At 43.1% G+C, this 21,823-nt stretch carries 6 protein-coding genes; all 6 read left to right on the forward strand.

The annotated features are described in order from the left end of the window. Positions 1-207: 207 nt before the first annotated feature. The 6 genes from D0A34_14570 (at position 208) to D0A34_14595 (ending at position 21,799) form a co-directional block, all read left to right on the forward strand. On the forward strand, positions 208-6,066 hold the full coding sequence (locus tag D0A34_14570; GenBank protein UNU19940.1) for a GAF domain-containing protein: 5,859 nt from the start codon (positions 208-210) through the stop codon (positions 6,064-6,066). A gap of 202 nt (positions 6,067-6,268) precedes the next feature. Further along, the gene (gene phnD, locus D0A34_14575; GenBank protein ID UNU19941.1) at positions 6,269-7,234 is read left to right on the forward strand and encodes a phosphate/phosphite/phosphonate ABC transporter substrate-binding protein; all 966 of its coding nucleotides are present in this window, start codon (positions 6,269-6,271) and stop codon (positions 7,232-7,234) included. Beyond that, positions 7,231-9,426 carry a hybrid sensor histidine kinase/response regulator gene (locus tag D0A34_14580; protein UNU19942.1) on the forward strand — a complete coding sequence of 732 codons (2,196 nt, stop codon included), beginning with the start codon at positions 7,231-7,233 and terminating at the stop codon, positions 9,424-9,426. Before phnD ends, D0A34_14580 begins: the two co-directional genes overlap by 4 nt. Positions 9,427-9,435: 9 nt before the next feature. Beyond that, positions 9,436-10,719, forward strand: a complete 1,284-nt coding sequence (locus D0A34_14585) for a hybrid sensor histidine kinase/response regulator (protein ID UNU19943.1) — start codon at positions 9,436-9,438, stop codon at positions 10,717-10,719. A gap of 173 nt (positions 10,720-10,892) precedes the next feature. Then, entirely contained in the window at positions 10,893-16,244 is a 5,352-nt protein-coding gene (locus tag D0A34_14590; GenBank protein ID UNU19944.1) for a GAF domain-containing protein, read from the forward strand. A 173-nt stretch (positions 16,245-16,417) separates the two neighbouring features. Further along, on the forward strand, positions 16,418-21,799 hold the full coding sequence (locus tag D0A34_14595) for a GAF domain-containing protein (GenBank protein ID UNU19945.1): 5,382 nt from the start codon (positions 16,418-16,420) through the stop codon (positions 21,797-21,799). Positions 21,800-21,823 lie beyond the last annotated feature (24 nt).

Here is a 21,823-nt window from a genome sequence, read left to right on the forward strand (position 1 = left end):
TTTTCAAAGGTACACAGATAAATCCGGATGCTTGTGACTAACTTGCTTTTGGTCAAATAATAGTTGATAAACATTGGGAAAAAATTACAGTTAATTCTGTCCCTAGCGAGGGTGCAGAGTGGGCGATCGCTATATTTGTCACATAATAAAATACAATGGAATAGAAGGTTTTAATTTAACTCTTTTATAATAAAGGGTCAATAAGTTATGGATACGATCGCCGATTTGTCAGGTTATGAGATTACAGAGCAACTTTATGCAGGTACACGTACCCTAGTCTATCGAGGCATCCGTACCCGTGACCAATACCCAGTCGTCATCAAACTGCTGCGGAACCAATACCCCCCCTTCAACGAGCTCGTCCAGTTTCGCAACCAATATACCATTGCCAAAAATCTAGATTTCCCTCACATCGTCAAACCGCTGACGCTGGAAGTATACCAGAATAGCTATGCCCTAGTAATGGAGGACTTTGGCGGAGTCTCCCTACCTACTTATCTCCAAACAGCAACAAATCAAACCCAATCATTTCAAGCTTTACCTTTAGCAGAATTTCTTCAAGTCGCCATACAACTAACAGATATTATTCACTACCTTTACCAAAACCGAGTCATTCATAAAGATATTAAACCCGCTAATATTCTCATTAATCCAGACACCAAAGAAATTAAACTAATTGACTTTAGTATTGCATCCCTCTTACCACGAGAAACCCAAGAAATTCAGAATCCCAATATTTTAGAAGGCACATTAGCCTATCTCTCTCCCGAACAAACAGGACGGATGAATCGAGGCATTGACTATCGTAGTGACTTTTATTCCCTGGGTGTGACTTTTTATGAATTGTTGACAGGAAAGTTGCCATTTATCTCGGATGACCCGATGAAATTGGTGCATTGTCACCTCGCTAAACCCTCGATACCGATCCATCAAATTACTCCTGAAATTCCCTTAATTTTATCGCAAGTTGTCAGTAAGCTGATGGCAAAAAATGCCGAAAAACGCTATCAAACTGCATTAGGACTCAAGCACGACTTAGAGATTTGTTTAGTTCAGTTACAAAAAACAGCCAAAATTGAAGATTTTGAACTCGGAAAGCGAGATATTAGCGATCGCTTTACTATCCCCGAAAAGCTCTACGGTAGAGAAAAAGAAGTTGATCACCTATTAGCTGCCTTTGAGCGAGTCAGCACAGGTAGCACCGAAATGATGCTAGTAGCAGGTTTTTCGGGAATGGGGAAAACCGCCGTTGTCAATGAAGTTCATAAACCCATTGTCCGTCAGCGCGGTTATTTTATCAAAGGCAAATACGATCAATTTCAACGCAACATTCCCTTCAGTGCCTTTGTGCAAGCCTTCCGGGACTTAATGGGTCAATTGCTATCAGAATCGGATACCCAACTGCAAACATGGAAAACCCAGATTTTAGCAGCAGTGGGAGACAACGGACAAGTCTTGATTGATGTGATTCCTGAGTTAGAAGGCATAATTGGCGCTCAACCTCCTGCAACAGAATTGTCAGGAAGTGCCGCCCAAAATCGCTTTAATCTGCTCATGCAGAAATTTGTGCAAGTTTTCACCAGCAAAGAACATCCTTTAGTGATGTTTTTGGATGACTTGCAATGGGCGGATTCAGCATCCCTGAATTTGCTACAATTATTGATGATCGATACAGGATATTTATTAGTATTGGGTGCCTATCGAGATAATGAAGTTTGGCCCGTGCATCCATTTATCTTAAGAGTGAATGAGATAGTTAAAACGGGGGCAACAGTAAATACAATTACTTTGGAACCGTTAAGCGAACTAGATATGAATTTGTTGGTGGCGGATACGCTGAATTGCGAATCATCACTTGCCCAACCTTTGACAAAATTAGTCTCTAAAAAAACTCAGGGGAATCCTTTCTTTGCAACTCAGTTTCTCAAGACATTACATGACGAGCAGCTAATTAGCTTTAACTGGGAGATTCGGCATTGGCAGTGTGATATTGCCCAAGTGAAAGCCTTAGCTATCACTGATGATGTCGTTGAATTCATGGCGTTGCAATTGCAGAAGCTGCCCAAAGGAACTCAGTATCTTCTCACCTTAGCTGCTTGTATAGGATCACAGTTTGATTTGAATACGTTAGTAATTGTCGGTGAGAAATCTGCTGCAATGACGGCTATGGCTTTATGGAAAGCATTACAGGAAGGTTTGGTGATTCCCACGACCAAAATCTATAAGTTCTTTACGGAATCGGATAGTGATGAAGTTTTCAAGGCTTCAGCTAATCCAACTTATCGATTTTTACACGATCGCGTCCAGCAAGCTGCATATTCGCTAATTCCTGATTCGCAGAAAAAAGCAACTCATCTCAAAATAGGACAGTTACTCCAGCAAAATTGCGCCGAGATAGAGCAAGAAGAAAAACTGTTTGATATTGTCGGGCATTTGAATCGAGGAATCGAGTTAATCACCCAAAGTAGCGAACGAGAAGCCTTAGCTAAACTAAACTTGGCAGCCGGTTGTAAAGCCAGAAATTCTACCGCCTACACCGCAGCCAGAGTTTATCTGCAAATAGGCATTGATCTACTAACCGCCAACTGCTGGCAAAGCCAGTATGAATTAACCCTGAACCTATATGTTGCTGCTGCCGAAGCCGCCTATTTGAATGCTGACTTTGATGGCATGGAACAGATGGCAGCACAAGTGTTAGAGAATGCACAGACAATCTTAGACAAAATCAAAATTTACGAAATTCAAATAGTCGCACAGACAGCACAAAGCAAGACGTTAGAAGCGATTGCAGTAGCAAGAGATGCACTGTGGCAATTGGGGGTTGAACTCCCCACCGAAGCTGACGAAGCCTTGATTGGTAAAGCGCTACAGAGCCTTGCGGAGCAACTAAGTGGCAGAAAAATTGAGGAACTAATCGATCTGCCTGTGATGAGTGATCCTCAGACTCAGGCAGCTATGCCAATATTGGCCATGTTATTTGCACCCATTCTCCAGGGAATTCCAGGCTTAGTGCCCCTACTGAGCTCCACGATGGTAAGTTTATCGCTCTCCTTTGGGAATGCACCCGCATCAACAGTGGGCTATGCGATTCACGGGCTTGTATTAAGTGCCTTTTTGGGAGAGGCAAAAACCGGCTATAGCTTTGGTAAATTGGCACTCTCATTGCTCGATCGGGTCAATGCACGAGAATTTAAGTGCATTACTCATAATATGTTTGGGGCATTTATTCAGCATCACCAAAATGCTATGAGGGCAGGGATACCAACCCTGAAAGAGGGCTTTATAGCTGGCATGGAAACTGGCGATTTTCTTAACGCTGGCTACAACATAGCTACTTACAGCTACATCAACTTTTTCGGTGGGGTAGAACTTGATACTTGGGAACCGGAACTTGCAGTCTACAGTGCTACATTGGCTCAGGTGAAGCAATATTCTGCTCGGACTTATTTGCATATGGAGCGGCAGATGTTGCAGAACTTGAGGGAAGTAGTGAATCACCCGGATTGCTTAATCGGCGAAGCCTATGATGAAACGGTGATGATTCCTAAGCACTATCAGGATCGTGAATTCAGTGCGATCGCCCTTGTCTACGTCTACAAACTACTGCTTGCTTATTCCTTTGGTAATTATCCGGCTGCTCTAAACTACATTACCCGAGCCAAAGAGTGTGTGATGGCCGTATCGGGATTAATTATTGTTCCCATTTTCCATTTTTATGCAGCCTTGACGCACCTGGCGCTCTTCCCCACACACCCAAAAACCGAGCAATCTGAAATTCTCGCCCTAGTGGAAACCCATCAAACGACTCTGCACCAATGGGCGCAAAATGCTCCCATGAATCATCTGCATAAATGGTATTTGGTTGAAGCAGAACGGCAGCGGGTTTTGGGCAATAAAGCAGATGCAATTGAAATGTACGATCGCGCCATCCAACTAGCTCAAGATCATAAATTTATCAACGAAGAAGCCCTCGCCAACGAACTAGCAGCGAACTTCTACTGGGAATGGGGCAAAGAAAAAGTAGCGAGCGCCTACATGATTGAAGCGTATTATTGTTATGCCCGATGGGGAGCTAAAGCCAAAATAGACGATTTGGAAAAAAGTTATCCTCGCCTACTCGGTATTATCCTTCAGCAAGCTCAATCCTTTAGTTCCTTTAAAGAAACGATCGCCCGGGGAACGATTACTTATACCCACTCTTCTAGCAGCAACTCTGAATTTCTAGATTTGCCTACTCTGATCGACGCCTCTCAAGCCATCTCTGGGGAAATTGAACTAGATAAACTCCTGACTACTATTTTAAAAATAGCGATCGCGAATGCGGGGGCAACTAAGTGTGTCTTATTGCTCAAACAAGAACAGTATTTACAGGTAGCGGCTCTTGTAGCAGAGGGACAGGAACCTAAGCTATTACCAGCAATACCTCTAGAATCAAGTCAGGATGTAGCGATTAGTTTGGTTAACAGTGTCAAGCGTAGTTTGAAACCTTTGGTAATAGTCGATGCTAGGGTAAGTTCCCAGGTTGCGGGCGATCGCTATATTGAACAGCACCAGCCGATAAGTGTTCTGTGTATGCCAATTCTTAATCAAGGGCAGTTGATCGGAGTTTTATACCTGGAAAATAACCTGACGGTTGGGGCCTTTACGACCGATAGGGTTGAAGTGCTAAACCTTATTTGCGCTCAAGCTGCCATCTCTTTAGAAAACACCCGACTTTATGCCCAAGAGCAGGAAAAATCCCAGTCATTACAAGCATCACTAGAACAATTAAAACAGGTGGAAGAATCTCTAGCCAAAGAACGAGAATTCTTGAATGCCATCATTCACAATATTACAGATGGGATTGTTGTTTGTAATTCTAGTGGCCAATTGACCCTATTCAACAAGGCAACTCGTGAGTTTCATGGCTTACCCGTGGAAGCATTACCACCCGAACAATGGGCAGAACACTTCGCTCTCTATCAAGCTGATGGTCAAACACCCCTATCAACAACGGAAATTCCACTGTTTCGCGCCTTGCAAGGAGAAATAGTCGAAAATGTAGAAATGGTAATTGCGCCGAAGCAGGGTTCTATCAGAATTTTGTTAGCCAGCGGACAAGCAATCTTCGATCCTTGGGGAAAAAAAGTCGGTGCGGTAGTTGTGATGCGAGATATTAGCGATCTCAAACGCATCGAAGCCGAACGGCAACAAAAGTCTGAAGCCCTAGAAAAGACTCTACGAGAACTCCAACAAGCTCAAATCCAACTTATCCAAGGTGAAAAAATGTCAGCCTTGGGCAATTTAGTAGCTGGTGTCGCTCACGAAATCAACAACCCTGTCGGCTTCCTTGCTGGCAACATTACCCCAGCCTTAGATTACATCAAAGATTTGTTTGGATTGCTCGATTTGTATCAAGAAAAATATCCGCAACTCGATCCAGAAATTCAAGAGGAAATCGAGAACATGGATCTTGACTACATCCGGGAAGATTTACCGAAATTAGTAGGTTCGATGCGGGAAGGCGTGAAGCGGATTCGGGATATTAGTACCAGTCTACGAACCTTCTCCCGTGCCGATACTAACTATCCCGTAGCTTGTAATATCCACGATGGCCTCGATAGCACCATTATGATCCTGAAACATCGCCTCAAGGCTAACGAAACTCGTCCAGAAATCAAAGTGATTAAGGAATACGGGAATTTGCCACAAGTGGAGTGTTATGCCGGACAGTTGAATCAAGTATTTATGAATTTGTTAGGTAATGCGATCGATGCTTTGGAGGAATCAAATCAAGGACGACATTATGCAGAAATTGCCAATCAGATTACCATTAAGACAGACATTTATCTGGACAAAAAACAAGCGATAATTTGCATTAAAGATAACGGTGTGGGCATGAGTGAAGCAGTGCAAGAGAATATTTTTGATGAGTTATTTACTACCAAGGAAGTAGGAAAAGGGACGGGGTTGGGATTGGCGATCGCCCGCCAGATTGTGGTTGAGAAACACGGCGGTACAATAGAGGTAAATTCTGTATTGAGAGAAGGGACGGAGTTTGCGATCGTCCTACCCTTAAAAAACTAGCGAGAACAAGATGAGTTATTACCAATTCGTTAACATTAGATTAAGTTGAGAAAATTGCTGTGATTGTATTTTTACACTTGACAAAAGCATGATAATGTGCAATAAAAAAGTAGGAATTTGAAATTCTACTAGACGTTGGGTTTCCGCTTAATTAAACCTCCCAAATATTAGTATCAATATCCAATTTAAGGAGCGTCCAGCTATGCAACCATATTTACAGCAACAACTCAATTCATTGATTAAGCGACCAATCGCCCTTATTGCTCTAGTAGTCCCTACATTAATAGTGATTAGTACAGGTTGCACTACTCAAACTTCTAGTAATAATAATCCTCAGCCAACGCCAACCAGCCAAGTAAGTGTTGAAAGCGTGCCATCAACTTTAACAATCGCATATATCTCTATAAGGAATGACACGCAGCAACAGGAACAACTACAAACTTTAACTAAATACTTAACTAAAACCCTGAAACGACCTGTATCTATCCAAGCGCTCAAAGATTACAATCGTAGCGTTGACCTCTTAGTAGAAGAAAAGGTGCAAGTCGCCATATTAGGACCACTCTCTTATATTGAGGCAAAGCAACGGAATCCGCAAATCGAGCCGATCGCTGCCCCTATCAATAAAGGTACGGGGCGGCCTTGGTATAAATCAGCTATTATCGTTAATTCTGGGAGTCGGATCAAAACCATCGAGGATCTTAAGGGCAAGCGGCTTGGGTTTGTCAGTAAACTATCAACATCAGGCTATATGTTTCCTGTAGTTTACTTGTTAGAGCAAGGTTTCAACTTGGATACTGATTTTGCCTCCGTTCAGTTCTTTAAGAATCAAGAGGACACATTAGCTGCGCTGCTAGATGGGAAAGTTGATGCCATAGCCACTAATTTAGAGATTTATAATCAAGCCAAAGAAGCTGGCAAAATTAATGATTCTTATCAGGTACTTTGGAAATCGGAACCAATTCCCGAATCTCCCATTGTTGTTTCTCAGAAACTACCCCCCCAGCTTATTGCTGAATTGAAAGAGGCATTTCTCAGCGTCCCTATTGGAATGCTGAGTCTTACTGGTGCTCCTTCTAATGGATATACCCTAGTGCAAGACTCAGACTACGATCGGGTCAAGCAAGTCAAGAAACAATTAGAGGAAAAATTGGGTAATACACAATGAAGATTTGGCAAAAATTTTTTGGTTCTTCTGTAATAACTTTAGGGATGATTATCATTGCCCTAGGAATGAGTAACATAGTGCTAGGACGCGCACGTAATGTGGTAGAAAAGGCACATTATAAAAGCCTGAAATTGATGGGGAATGCTCAAACTATAGATTCTCTCCTAGCGCGTCAAATTATTACATTAAAAGATTTGTTAGTGCTAGAAAATCCTCAAGTCAAAATTGCCGAATATGAAACGGAAAAGCAAAAATTTTTATCTATCTTAGATGAAATGCAAAAACTCAGTCCCGCCACTAAAGAATTAGATATTGTGTATCGTCGCTATCAAACTTTTGATCGGTTGGCTACCGAAATTAGTCAATCGGTTATTGCCCAAAATATTCGACCTCTAGCAGAGGTTAAGGAAGACTATAGGTCTATCAACACTTTTAACAGAGACATTAATTTTTTTACTTCTAAGATTATTAAAATTTTCCAAGAACAGCAAAAACAAGCTGTTAAAGAAGGGGAAAATCTCAATCAAACTGAGGAAATAGTCAAGTGGGGAATTCTTCTTTTTACTTTGCTAGTTCTTACGGGGCAGTTTTTCTTAATTCTATTACCTGCTGTGTGGTCTATCAAAAAACTTCAGGCAGGAGTAGCGACAATTAGAGAGGGTAATCTGGACTACAGATTAGACATCCAGACTGGTGATGAAGTCGAGCAATTAGCCAGCGAGTTCAACCGCATGACTGTCAAGCTAGCAGAATCTTATCGCGATTTGGAGGCAAAAAAGGATTATGCCAATGCGGCAAACCAAGCTAAAAGCGAATTTTTAGCTAACATGAGCCACGAACTCCGCACACCTCTCAACGGGATTCTCGGTTATGCTCAAATTCTGGGACGCTCCAAAGTTATCCCCGAAAAAGAACGTCACGGTGTGAATATTATTCACCAGTGCGGGTCTCACTTACTGACATTAATCAACGACGTTTTAGACCTCTCCAAAATCGAAGCCCGCAAACTAGAACTTACCCCCAAAGCCATTTACTTACCATCCTTCCTGCAAGGAGTAGTAGAAATCTGTCGAGTGCGTTCTGACCAAAAAGGTATCGATTTCATTTATCAACCAGATCCCAACTTACCCACAGGGATTAAAACTGACGAAAAACGACTCCGCCAAGTGCTGCTCAATCTCTTAGGAAACGCGATTAAATTCACCGACCAAGGCAGCATCACCCTCAAAGTAGAAGCGATAGAATCAAATGCAACTATGCCCTTGCCTCGGCTCAAATTCCAAGTGATAGATACAGGAGTCGGCATCGCATCTGACCAAGTAAACAAACTATTCCAAGCCTTTGAACAAGTAGGCGATCGCAAACGCCAATCGGAAGGCACAGGCTTAGGTTTAGCCATCAGCCAAAGAATTGTGCAATTAATGGGCGGAGAAATTCAAGTTGAGAGTCAGCTTGGGGTAGGCAGCACCTTCTACTTTGAGGTAGCACTGCCAATCGCCACAGACTGGGCACAAAAAAGTTCAGTCAAAGACGGACGCACCATCATCGGTTATGAAGGTGCATCGCGTCATATTCTAATTGTGGATGACCGCTGGGAAAATCGCTCAGTGTTGGTAAACCTGCTGGAGCCAATAGGGTTTACGTTTACCGAAGCGGAGAATGGTCAAGCAGGCTTAGAGAAAGCCAGAGAAAAACTGCCAGATTTGGTCATTACTGACTTAGCGATGCCGATAATGGGTGGATTTGAACTGCTCAAACAGTTACGCAACTCAGAGGAGTTAAAACACTTGAAAGTGCTTGTATCGTCAGCATCAGTAGCGCAAATAGATCAACAGATGAGTATAGAAGCAGGAGGGGATGATTTTCTGACCAAACCCGTTGATGCAGAGGAGTTGTTGATGTTGTTGGCCAAGCATTTACAACTCACCTGGAAATATGACGCAACTGAGTTAAGCACAAGCGATAATAAAGTATCCGCTACAGAACTAATTCCCCCATCGGCGGCGGACTTGCAAATTTTACTGGAACTCGCACAGGATGGTCTGCTGAGACAACTGGCAGAAACCGCTGCAGAAATTGGGCAAAAGGATGAGCGTTATCAGTCCTTTATTCAGGAAGTAATACAATTAGCTAAGCAATTCCAAACAGAGAATATTGAGCAATTGATTCAAGAACACCTTACTGATACTTAAGATTGAAGGATGACTATGACAACGGGTTTAACTGGCTTAATTTTAATCGTTGATGATACTCCCAGCAATCTGGATGTCATCTCGGAAGCGTTGAGCAATGCGGGGTATAAGGTGGCAATCGCTACCAGTGGCGAACGCGCTCTGCAACAAGTTGAGCGGCGACCGCCCGATCTGATTTTACTGGATGTGATGATGCCCGGAATTGATGGATTTGAAACCTGTCAACGCCTTAAAGCTAATTCCAAAACTTGCGATATTCCAGTTATGTTTATGACTGCTCTGGCGGATGTAGACAACAAAGTTAAAGGGCTTAACCTTGGTGCAGTAGACTACGTTACCAAGCCCTTCCAAGAACAAGAAGTGTTAGTGCGAGTGAAAACTCATTTACAGTTGCGTCTCTTGACTCAGAATTTAGAACAGCAAGTGGCTCAAAAAACTGCTGAATTACGAGCAGCTCAGCTCCAAATCATTCAACGCGAAAAATTGTCTGCTCTGGGTAACTTGGTGGCTGGTGTTGCCCACGAAATTAATAACCCTGTTGGCTTTCTTTATGGCAATATTCAGCCCGCTTTAGATTATATTAAAGATTTGTTTGGATTGCTGGATTTAGTTCACCAAGAATCTGCTAACTTCAGTGCGGCAATTCAAGAGGAAATTGATGCGATTAACCTCGAATACATCCGCGAAGACTTACCCAAGTTAATTGGCTCAATGCAAGAAGGAGTAAACCGGATTAAAGACATTAGTACCAGCTTGCGGACATTTTCTCGTGCTGATAGCGATCGCCCCATTGCTTGCAACATTCACGATGGTATTGATAGTACAATTATGATCCTCAAACATCGCCTCATAGCTTCTGATACTCGTCCAGACATTCAAGCGATCAAAGAGTATGGGAATCTACCACAAGTAGAATGTTATCCAGGACAATTAAATCAGGTATTTATGAACCTGTTGGCTAATGCGATCGATGCTTTAGAAGAATCCAATACGGGACGTAGTTATGCTGAAATTAAAATTAATCCTAATCAAATTATTATCCAGACTGAATTATCGGAAGATCGGCAGAAAGCAATAATTCGTATCAAAGATAACGGTATTGGCATGAGTGAGACGGTGCGGCAGAAGGTTTTTGATGAGTTATTTACTACCAAGGAAGTAGGGAAAGGGACGGGGTTGGGATTGGCGATCGCACGGCAGATTGTGGTTGAGAAACACGGCGGTACAATCGAGGTAAATTCTGTATTGAGAGAAGGGACGGAGTTTACAATTTTATTGCCGATGAAAGGATAAAACTATCTTGATAAATCGCCATCTTTCTGTTCAAAAGTGAAAAAGAATAAAAGCGGTAGAGTCGGTCGCCTGGGGATTTCGCAGTTCTATTTTCCTCAGACTCGACCAAGAAAAGTGTATACTTAGCTACAAGAGTCAATGTCTAAGATGGAATAATCCAGAGGAGTGCAGCAGTGGATTTGACGAACCGAATTTCGGGATATCATCTGGTTGAGCAACTATACTGCGGTTCGAGAACCCTAGTTTATCGAGCCATCCGAGAGATCGATCGGCTTCCGGTTGTCATTAAACTATTAAATCGAGACTATCCCAGCTTCAGCGAACTGCTGCAATTCCGCAACCAGTATACTATCGCCAAAAACCTACGTCTGCCTGGAGTCGTTGAACCCTACAATTTGGAATCCTATCGCCACAGCTATGCCCTAGTAATGGAGGATTTTGGCGGTATTTCTCTGCGAGACTACGCCCAAGAAGCCTCGCTGAATCTAACAGAAATCTTGGCAATTGCCCTTCAAGTAACTGACATCCTTGACGGACTGTACCGAAACAGAGTCATTCATAAAGATATTAAGCCAGCTAACGTCCTGATTCATCCCAAAACTAAACAAATTAAACTCATAGACTTTAGCATCGCCTCCCTACTGCCGAGAGAAACTCAAGAAATTCAAAATCCCAACGTTTTAGAAGGAACCCTCGCCTATATTTCTCCCGAACAAACTGGACGAATGAACCGAGGCATCGACTACCGCACCGACTTTTATTCTCTGGGAGTAACCTTTTACGAACTGCTGACAGGAAAACTGCCATTTGAATGTGACGACCCGATGGAGTTGGTTCACTGCCATATTGCCAAACAACCTCCTTCAATAAACAGCAAAGAAATCCCGCAGGTGGTTTCGGATATTGTCATGAAGCTGATGGCAAAAAATGCCGAAAAACGCTATCAAAGTGCATTAGGATTGAAGCACGATTTAGAGATTTGTCTGGCTCAATTACAAAAAACGGGTAACATTGAGACGTTGGCATTGGGAACGCGGGATATAACAGACCGTTTCCTCATCCCCGAAAAGCTATACGGCAGAGAAACTGAAATTGAGAATTTATTAGCGGCCTTTGAACGAGTTAGCACTGGCAGCACCGAAATGATGCTCGTGGCAGGTTTTTCTGGCATTGGCAAAACGGCAGTAGTGAATGAAGTTCATAAGCCGATTGTTCGTCAGCGCGGTTATTTTATTAAAGGCAAATACGACCAATTTCAGCGGAATATTCCGTTTTCGGCTTTTGTGCAAGCCTTCCGGGATTTGATGGGACAATTGCTATCAGAATCGGACGCTCAGTTACAAAGCTGGAAAACCAGGATTCTGTCAACAGTTGGAGACAACGGGCAAGTCTTGATAGAGGTGATTCCTGAATTAGAACGCATCATTGGCACTCAACCCCCTGCACCAGAACTGTCGGGAAGTGCAGCACAAAATCGCTTCAATCTGCTAATGCAGAAATTTGTGCAAGTGTTTACCACAGCAGAACATCCCTTAGTGATATTTTTGGATGATTTGCAGTGGGCAGATTCGGCATCTTTTAAGTTATTGCAACTGTTGATGCAAGATACAGGGCATCTGTTGGTGTTGGGTGCTTATCGGGATAATGAAGTGTCGCCCGTTCACCCGTTTATCCTGACAGTGGATGAGATTATTAAGTCTGGGGCGAGGGTGCATACTATTACACTGCAACCGTTGAGTTTAGCGGATATGAATCAGTTGGTAGCGGATACACTGAATTGCGATTTTCCTATTGCTAAACCAGTGACAGAATTGGTGTATCAAAAAACTCAGGGCAATCCTTTCTTTGCCACCCAGTTCCTTAAGGGGTTACATGACGATGGGTTGATTGCCTTTGATGGGAATATACGGTATTGGCAGTGCGATATTGCTCAAGTAAAAGCTTTAGCTATCACCGATGACGTGGTGGAGTTTATGGCACTGCAATTGCAGAAGCTACCGACACAAACTCAGGAACTTCTCAAGTTAGCTGCTTGTATTGGATCGCAGTTTGATTTAGATACTTTGGCGATAGTTTCAGAAAAGTCACCTGAAGAAACGGCGGCTGATTTGTGGAAAGCTTTACAAGAAGGCTTGCTCGTCCCCACCACCGAAATCTATAAATTCTTCACCCCAAGTGATGAGATAGCTACTGTTAACCAAGCTGCTGCTAATGCAAATTACAAATTCCTACACGATCGCGTCCAGCAAGCCGCATATTCGCTAATTCATGATTCGCAGAAAAAAGCAACTCATCTGAAAATTGGACAGTTACTCCAGCAAAAGTGCGCCGAGATAGAGCAAGAGGAAAAACTGTTTGATATTGTCGGGCATTTGAATCGAGGAATTGAGTTAATCACCCAACCGACCGAACGAGAAGCCTTAGCTAAACTAAACTTGGCAGCCGGTTGTAAAGCCAGAAAATCTACCGCCTACACCGCCGCCAGAGTTTATCTGCAAGTGGGGGTTGAGCTACTGAGGGCCAACTGCTGGCAAAGCCAGTATGAATTGACCGTGAACCTGTATGTTGCTGCTGCTGAAGCCGCCTATTTGAATGCTGACTTTGATGGCATGGAACAGATTGCAGCACAAGTGTTAGAGAATGCACAGACAATCTTAGACAAAATCAAAATTTACGAAATTCAAATCGCTGCCCAGACAGCACAGAGCAAGTCACTAGAAGCCATTGCAGTAGCAAGAGATGCACTCTGGCAATTGGGGATTGAACTACCCAGTGCACCTGATGAAGCCTTGATTAGCCAAGCGCTACAAGCCGTTGCCAGCCAACTCCAAGGTAGACGGATTGAAGACCTAGCTAATCTGCCGATGATAACTGAGGCCAAGGCTCAGGCTGCCATGCCACTGTTAGGAACGTTATATTCTCCCATCTTTTTGGGAATGCCGGGTTTGCTGCCCCTACTTAGCTGCAAGATGGTGAGTTTATCGCTCTCCTTTGGGAATGCGCCAGCATCGACGGTGGGGTATGGCATTCACGGACTGGTGTTGTGTGCCTTTTTGGGAGAGGTGGAAACCGGATATGCCTTTGGTAAATTGGCACTCTTACTGCTCGATAGGTTCAATGTCCGGGAATTCAAGTCCATGATTCTGAATCTATTTGGAGCCTTTATTCAGCATCGTCAGGAACCTCTGAGGGCAGTGATGCTGACGACGAAAGATAGCTATACGGCTGGCATGGAAACTGGCGATTTTCTAAGCGCTGGCTATAGCATGGTCACTTACAGCTATATGAACTTTTTCAGTGGAGTAGAACTGAGCAATTTGGAATCAGAAATAGCAAGTTACAGCGCCGCCTTGGCTCAGGTAAAGCAATATTCGGCTCAGATTTATGTAGATATGGTGCGGCAGACGGTGAATAACTTAAAGGAAGTCGAGATTCTGTCGGATTGCTTAATCGGCGAAGCTTACGATGAAACAGTGATGATGCCCAAGCATAATCAGGATTATGAATTCACTGCGATCGCCGAGGTCTATATCTACAAACTGTTGCTTGCTTACTGCTTTGGTAACTACCAAGATGCGAGCAATTACATTAGCCAAGCCCAGCCATATTTGATAGCAGTACCGGGATGTATTTTTATTCCCATTTTCCATTTTTATGCAGCCTTGACACACCTGGCGCTCTTCCCCACACATCCTGAAATTGAGCAAGGTGACATTCTCGCCTCTGTGGAAACCCATCAAACGACTCTGCACCAATGGGCGCAAAATGCTCCCATGAATCATCTGCATAAATGGTATTTGGTTGAAGCAGAACGGCAGCGGGTTTTGGGCAATAAAGCAGATGCACTTGAAATGTACGATCGCGCCATCCAACTCGCTCAAGATCATAAATTCATCAACGAAGAAGCCCTCGCCAACGAACTAGCAGCGAACTTCTACTTGGAATGGGGCAAAGAAAAAGTAGCGAGCGCCTACATGATTGAAGCGTATTATTGTTATGCCCGGTGGGGAGCTAAAGCCAAAATAGACGATTTGGAAAAAAGTTATCCTCGCCTACTCGGTATTATCCTTCAGCAAGCTCAATCCTTTAGTTCCTTTAAGGAAACGATCACTCGGGGAACGATTACTTATACCCACTCTTCTAGCAGCAACTGTGAATTTCTAGATTTGCCTACTCTGATCCAAGCCTCTCAAGCCATTTCTGGGGAAATTGAACTCGATAAACTCCTGACTACTCTTTTAAAAATAGCGATCGCGAATGCTGGGGCAACTAAGTGTGTCTTATTGCTCAAACAAAAACAGTATTTACAGGTAGCGGCTCTTGTAGCAGAGGGACAGGAACCTGAGCTATTACCAGCAATACCTCTAGAATCAAGTCAGGATGTAGCGATTAGTTTGGTTAACAGTGTCAAGCGTAGTTTGAAACCTTTGGTAATAGTTGATGCTAGGGTAAGTTTCCAGGTTGCGGGCGATCGCTATATTGAACAGCACCAGCCGATAAGTGTTCTGTGTATTCCAATTCTTAATCAAGGGCAGTTGATCGGAGTTTTATACCTGGAAAATAACCTGACCGTAGGGGCGTTTACTAGCGATCGCATTCAAGTGCTAAATTGGCTGGCTTCTCAAGCGGCTATTTCCTTAGAAAATGCCCGTTTGTATCAAGAATCTCAACAAGCATTTACCCATCTCAAACAGGCACAGATAAAAATAGTTCAAAGCGAAAAAATGTCAGCGTTGGGAAACTTAGTGGCTGGGGTTGCTCACGAAATTAATAATCCAGTTGGTTTTCTGGGTGGTAATATTCAACCCGCCTTAGATTATATCAAAGATTTGTTTGGATTGCTCGATTTGTATGAACAAAAATATCCGCAACTCGATCCAGAGATTCAAGAAGAAATCGAGAACATCGAGCTTGACTACATCCGGGAAGATTTACCGAAATTAGTAGGTTCGATGCGGGAAGGCGTGAAGCGGATTCGGGATATTAGTACCAGTCTACGAACCTTCTCCCGTGCCGATACTAACTATCCCGTAGCTTGTAATATCCACGATGGCCTCGATAGCACCATTATGATCCTGAAACATCGCCTCAAGGCTAACGAAACTCGTCCAGAAATCAAAGTGATTAAGGAATACGGTAATTTGCCACAAGTAGAGTGTTATGCCGGACAATTGAATCAAGTATTTATGAATTTGTTAGGTAATGCAATCGATGCTTTGGATGAATCAAATCAAGGACGAACTTATGCAGAAATCGCCAATCAAATTACAATTAAAACTGAAATTTATGAGGACAAAAAACAAGCGATGATTCGCATCAAAGATAACGGTATTGGCATGAGTGAAGCAGTGCGAGAGAATATTTTTGATGAGTTATTTACTACCAAGGAAGTAGGGAAAGGGACGGGGTTGGGATTGGCGATCGCACGGCAGATTGTGGTTGAGAAACACGGCGGTACAATCGAGGTAAATTCTGTATTGAGAGAAGGGACGGAGTTTACAATTTTATTGCCGATGAAAGGATAAAACTATCTTGAGAAATCGCCATCTTTCTGTTCAAAAGTGAAAAAGAATAAAAGCGCTAGAGTCGGTCGGCTGGGGATTTCGCAGTTTTATTTTCCTCAGACTCGACCAAGAAAAGTGTATACTTAGTTACAAGAGTCAATGTCTAAGATGGAATAATCCAGAGGAGTGGAGCAGTGGATTTGACGAACCGAATTTCGGGATATCATCTGGTTGAGCAACTATACTGCGGTTCGAGAACCCTAGTTTATCGAGCTATCCGAGAGATCGATCGGCTTCCGGTTGTCATTAAACTATTAAATCGAGACTATCCCAGCTTCAGCGAACTGCTGCAATTCCGCAACCAGTATACTATCGCCAAAAACCTACGTCTGCCTGGAGTCGTTGAACCCTACAATTTGGAATCCTATCGCCACAGCTATGCCCTAGTAATGGAGGATTTTGGCGGTATTTCTCTGCGAGACTACGCCCAAGAAGCCTCGCTGAATCTAACAGAAATCTTGGCAATTGCCCTTCAAATAACTGACATTCTCCAGGGACTTTATCGGCATCGAGTCATCCACAAAGATATTAAGCCAGCTAACGTCCTAATACATCCCGACACTAAACAAATTAAACTCATAGACTTTAGCATCGCCTCCCTACTGCCGAGAGAAACTCAAGAAATTCAAAATCCCAACGTTTTAGAAGGAACCCTCGCCTATATTTCTCCCGAACAAACTGGACGAATGAACCGAGGCATCGACTACCGCACCGACTTTTATTCTCTGGGAGTAACCTTTTACGAACTGCTGACAGGAAAACTGCCATTTGAATGTGACGACCCGATGGAGTTGGTTCACTGCCATATTGCCAAACAACCTCCTTCAATAAACAGCAAAGAAATCCCGCAGGTGGTTTCGGATATTGTCATGAAGCTGATGGCAAAAAATGCCGAAAAACGCTATCAAAGTGCATTAGGATTGAAGCACGATTTAGAAAAGTGTTTGCAGCAGTGCCAAGAAACTGGAAAAATTGAAACTTTTGAGTTAGGAACGCGGGATATATGCGATCGCTTCATCATTCCCGAAAAGCTTTATGGACGAGAACGAGAAATACAGCAACTTTTAGCAGCCTTTGAACGAGTAGCACAAGGGAACAGCGAAATGGTGCTAGTTGCAGGCTTTTCCGGCATCGGAAAAACTGTTGTAGTCAATGAAGTTCACAAACCCATTGTCCGACAGCATGGCTATTTTAGTAAAGGTAAATTTGACCAGTTCAATCGCAATATTCCCTTTTCGGCATTTGTGCAAGCCTTTCGCGATTTAATGACACAATTGCTCAGTGAAAGCGATCTCCAACTTAAAGCATGGCAAACCAAAATTTTAGCAGCACTCGGTGACAACGGACAAGTCATTATTGAAGTAATTCCCGAACTAGAACGCATTATCGGACAACAACCCCTAGCGCCAGAATTATCGGGAATGGGGGCTCAAAATCGGTTTAATTTGCTATTTCAAAAATTTATCTCGGTCTTTACTAGAAAAGAGCATCCCTTAGTGATGTTTTTGGATGATTTACAGTGGGCAGATTCAGCATCTTTAAAGTTGATGCAGTTGCTCGTAGGTGAGTCGCAGTCCAGTCACTTGTTACTAATTGGAGCCTATCGAGACAATGAAGTTTCCGCTGCCCATCCCTTGATGTTGACCCTTGATGAAGTAACTAAAATAGGGGCAATTGTCAATACCATCACACTGGCACCGCTAGCTCGAACCAGTTTGAATCAATTGGTAGCAGATACGCTAACCTGTTCTCCGAAATTGGCAGAACCGTTGACGGAATTAGTCGAGCGTAAGACCAAAGGAAACCCATTTTTTGCGACGCAGTTTCTCAAGGCATTGCATCAAGATGACTTGATTACTTTCGACCTCAAAGCTGGATATTGGCAGTGCGATATTAGCAAAATTACAGAAGCTGCACTAACGGATGATATCGTTGAATTCATGGCGCAGCAGTTACAAAAATTGCCCGTTGAAAATCAGTCAATTTTAAAATTAGCTGCTTGCATTGGCAATCAGTTCGATCTGAAAACATTAGCAATTGTTTTGGAAATTTCGGAGACTGAAACGGCAACGGCATTGTGGAAAACTTTACAGGAAGGTTTGGTTTTACCTCAGAGTGAGGTTTATAAATTTTATGTAGGGGAAGAAGAAAATATTGATCGAGCTACTTCTCAAACTGTTTACTATCGCTTCTTGCACGATCGCGTCCAACAAGCTGCCTATTCTCTCATTCCCGATCAGCAAAAACAAATCACCCACTACCATATCGGACAACTACTGCTACAACAAATTTCCCCCGAAGCCACAGAAGAACGCATTTTTGAATTGGTCAATCAATTAAACTATGGAACGGCTTTAATTGCACAACAAACCGAACGCGACGAACTCGCGCAACTCAACCTCACGGCTTGCCGCAAAGCCAGATCGGCAACCGCCTATCAAGCAGCCCGCGAATATGCCACGGTGGGGCTGAAACTGCTGGCAACTGACTGTTGGCAGAATCAATACGAACTTACTTTAGCTTTGTCCGAGTCGGCGGCAGAGACAGACTATCTCAACGGCGAGTTTGAGACAATGGAAGAATTAATTGATGAGGTATTGCGAGAGACGCGATCGCTATTAGACCAAATCAATGTTTACGAAGTCAAAATACAAGCTTATACAGTACAAAAGCAATTTATAGAAGCGGTGCAAACTGCCTTTGCTATTTTAAAATTATTGGAAATAAGCTTTCCCGAATCGCCAAAAGATGCAGATATTCAACGGGAATTTGCGTTAACTAAATCTCACTGGAGCGATCGGGAAATTAAAGAATTAATCCATTTGCCAGAAATGAAAAAGCCGGAAAAAAAAGCAGCTTTACGCATTCTCAACAGCATTGTTTCGCCAGCCTATATCGCTCTCCCTCAATTTTTACCCCTAATTGCCTGCGAGCAAGTGAAACTATTAATTAAAAATGGCAACGAGCCGAATGCTGCTTTTGCTTATGGGGTTTACGCCGTAATGCTTTGTGTGATAGTTGAAGACATTGAATCAGGTTATCAATTTGGTCAACTGGCTTCCAGCCTCTTGTGTAAATTCAATGCCAAAGAAATTACAGCCAAGGTAGTTCTCTGTACAGACGGAGATATTAAACATTGGAAAGAACCCGCCAGAGAAACTATCAAACCTTTACTCTCAGCCTATAAAATAGGTTTAGAAACGGGAGATATAATTTTTGCGACATATTGTGCTTTTTACAGTTTTTGTAATTCGTATTTCGCTGGCACAAACTTGACAGAACTAGAACAGGAAGTAGCAAGTTACAGTCAGGCATTTCGGGAACTAAAACAGGACACGGTTTTTTCGTGGAACGAACTTCATAGGCAGGGAATTTTAAACTTAATTAAACCCAGTATCAATCCAGGTTGCTTGGTGGGGGAAGCTTACAACGAGGAACAATATCTACCGGTTCATTACTCTGTCAACGATCGCCTCGCTCTCCATATCATACATAGCCACAAACTCATTTTAAATTATTTGTTTGAAAAAGTAGATGAGGCCGTGGAAAATGCCGCCACCGCCGAAAAATATTTGGATGGAGTAGGGGCGATGTTTGTGATTCCCGGATTTTATTTATACGATTCCTTAGCTCGATTGCGATGGTTAAATAATCGGGATACTGCCAACATAGAAACGCAACTAGCAAAAGTCGCAGCCAATCAGAAAAAAATGCAAACATGGGCTAGTCATGGACCAATGAACCATTTGCACAAATTTAATTTGGTAGAGGCGGAAAAATGTCGAATTTTAGGAAAAAAAGCCGAAGCGCTCGAATTCTACGATCGCGCGATCGCAGGAGCCAAGGAAAACGGTTATATCCAAGAAGAAGCGATCGCCAACGAATTAGCTGCCAAATTCTACCTTGACTGGTGCAAAGAAAAAGTTGCCGGCAGCTATATGCAGGAAGCGTATTACTGTTATGCCCGTTGGGGAGCTAAAGCCAAAATAGAAGACTTAGAACAACGCTATCCCCAATTACTTCAGCCTATCCTGAATCAGCCCAAACTTCGCTTTAATCCTCTAGAGACGCTGGCAACGATTAGCCACTCTTCGCACACTTCCACCAATAGCAGCACCAGTATTTCCGATGCCCTTGATTTCGCATCTATTGTGCAAGCTGCTCAAGCTTTATCCAGTAAAATTCAGCTTGATGAATTGTTCAGTAGCCTCAACCAAATTATTTTGAAAACTTCTGGGGCAGAAACTTGTGCTTTGCTACTCCCCCATCAGGATGAATGGCAAATCCGAGCAATAACTCACATCAATCCAGATAACGAGTTACCCACAACCTTACTGCAAACCCAACCTATAGATGGCTCGGCGGTGATTCCGCTCAAGCTGGTTTATTATGTCAAACATACCCTGGAAACTGTGGTTATTGAAGGTGGCAAGACCGATATCCCGGGTTTAATGAATGACTGTACGCTCCAGTATCACTCTCAGAGTATGCTATGTACTCCGATTCTCGATCGCGGGAACTTAGTTGCGATACTTTATCTGGAACATCGATCGACGAAAGGAGTGTTTACTCGCGATCGTCTCCTCATCCTCAACTTCCTCTGCACTCAGGCTGCCATTTCCCTAGAAAATGCGCGATTGTATCAGCAAGCCCAGGACTACGCTCACCAGGTGGAACAATCTCAACTGCAATTAGTACAGAGCGAAAAAATGTCGGCGTTGGGGAATTTAGTGGCCGGGGTTGCCCATGAAATTAATAATCCAGTTGGATTTATTTCTGGCAATATTTATGAAGCGATCGCCGCCGTCAAAGATATTACAGAATACTTGCAACTCTATAAAGAAAAATTTCCCAGTCCGGGTGAGGAGATTGAAGAAAAAGCTGAAGAGAGCGATATCGAATATCTCTTAGAAGATTTACCCAAAATGTTGAAGTCCATGCAAATGGGGTGCGATCGCATTCAAGGTATCAGCACCAGTCTTCGTACCTTCTCCCGAGCCGACAAAGATTACAAAGTTCCTTTCAATATTCATGACGGAATTAACAGTACGATTTTGATTCTCAAACACAGATTGAAAGCGAACGAACAGCGTCCAGCGATTGAAGTTGTGAAAGAGTACGGGAACTTGCCCTCAGTCGATTGCTTCCCCGGACAATTAAATCAGGTGTTTATGAATATATTGGCCAATGCCATTGATGCACTGGAAGAATCAAATCGGGAACGGAGTTTAGAGAAGATTAAAGCCCCAGCCAATTGCATCACGATTCGCACCGAAAGACCGTCTAAGGAGTGGGTGACGATTCGGATTTATGACAACGGGCTAGGGATATCAGATGAGATAAAAGGTCAGATTTTTGACCACTTATTTACAACTAAAGGTGTGGGTAAAGGCACGGGGTTGGGATTGGCGATCGCACGGCAGATTGTAGTTGATAAACACGGCGGTACAATCGAGGTAAATTCTGTATTAGGAGAAGGGACGGAGTTTACGATCTCATTGCCTAGAAACGGATGAAGTTAATTATGCGATCGCCGCATT

The sequence above is a fragment of the Microcoleus vaginatus PCC 9802 genome (assembly GCA_022701275.1).
Lineage (GTDB): Bacteria > Cyanobacteriota > Cyanobacteriia > Cyanobacteriales > Microcoleaceae > Microcoleus > Microcoleus vaginatus_A.

Excerpts from the sequence above, each read along its gene's own strand:
- D0A34_14570 (UNU19940.1), top strand. The coding sequence starts at position 208 with ATGGATACGATCGCCGATTTGTCAGGTTATGAGATTACAGAGCAACTT.
- phnD (UNU19941.1), top strand. The coding sequence starts at position 6,269 with ATGCAACCATATTTACAGCAACAACTCAATTCATTGATTAAGCGACCA.
- D0A34_14580 (UNU19942.1), top strand. The coding sequence starts at position 7,231 with ATGAAGATTTGGCAAAAATTTTTTGGTTCTTCTGTAATAACTTTAGGG.
- D0A34_14585 (UNU19943.1), top strand. The coding sequence starts at position 9,436 with ATGACTATGACAACGGGTTTAACTGGCTTAATTTTAATCGTTGATGAT.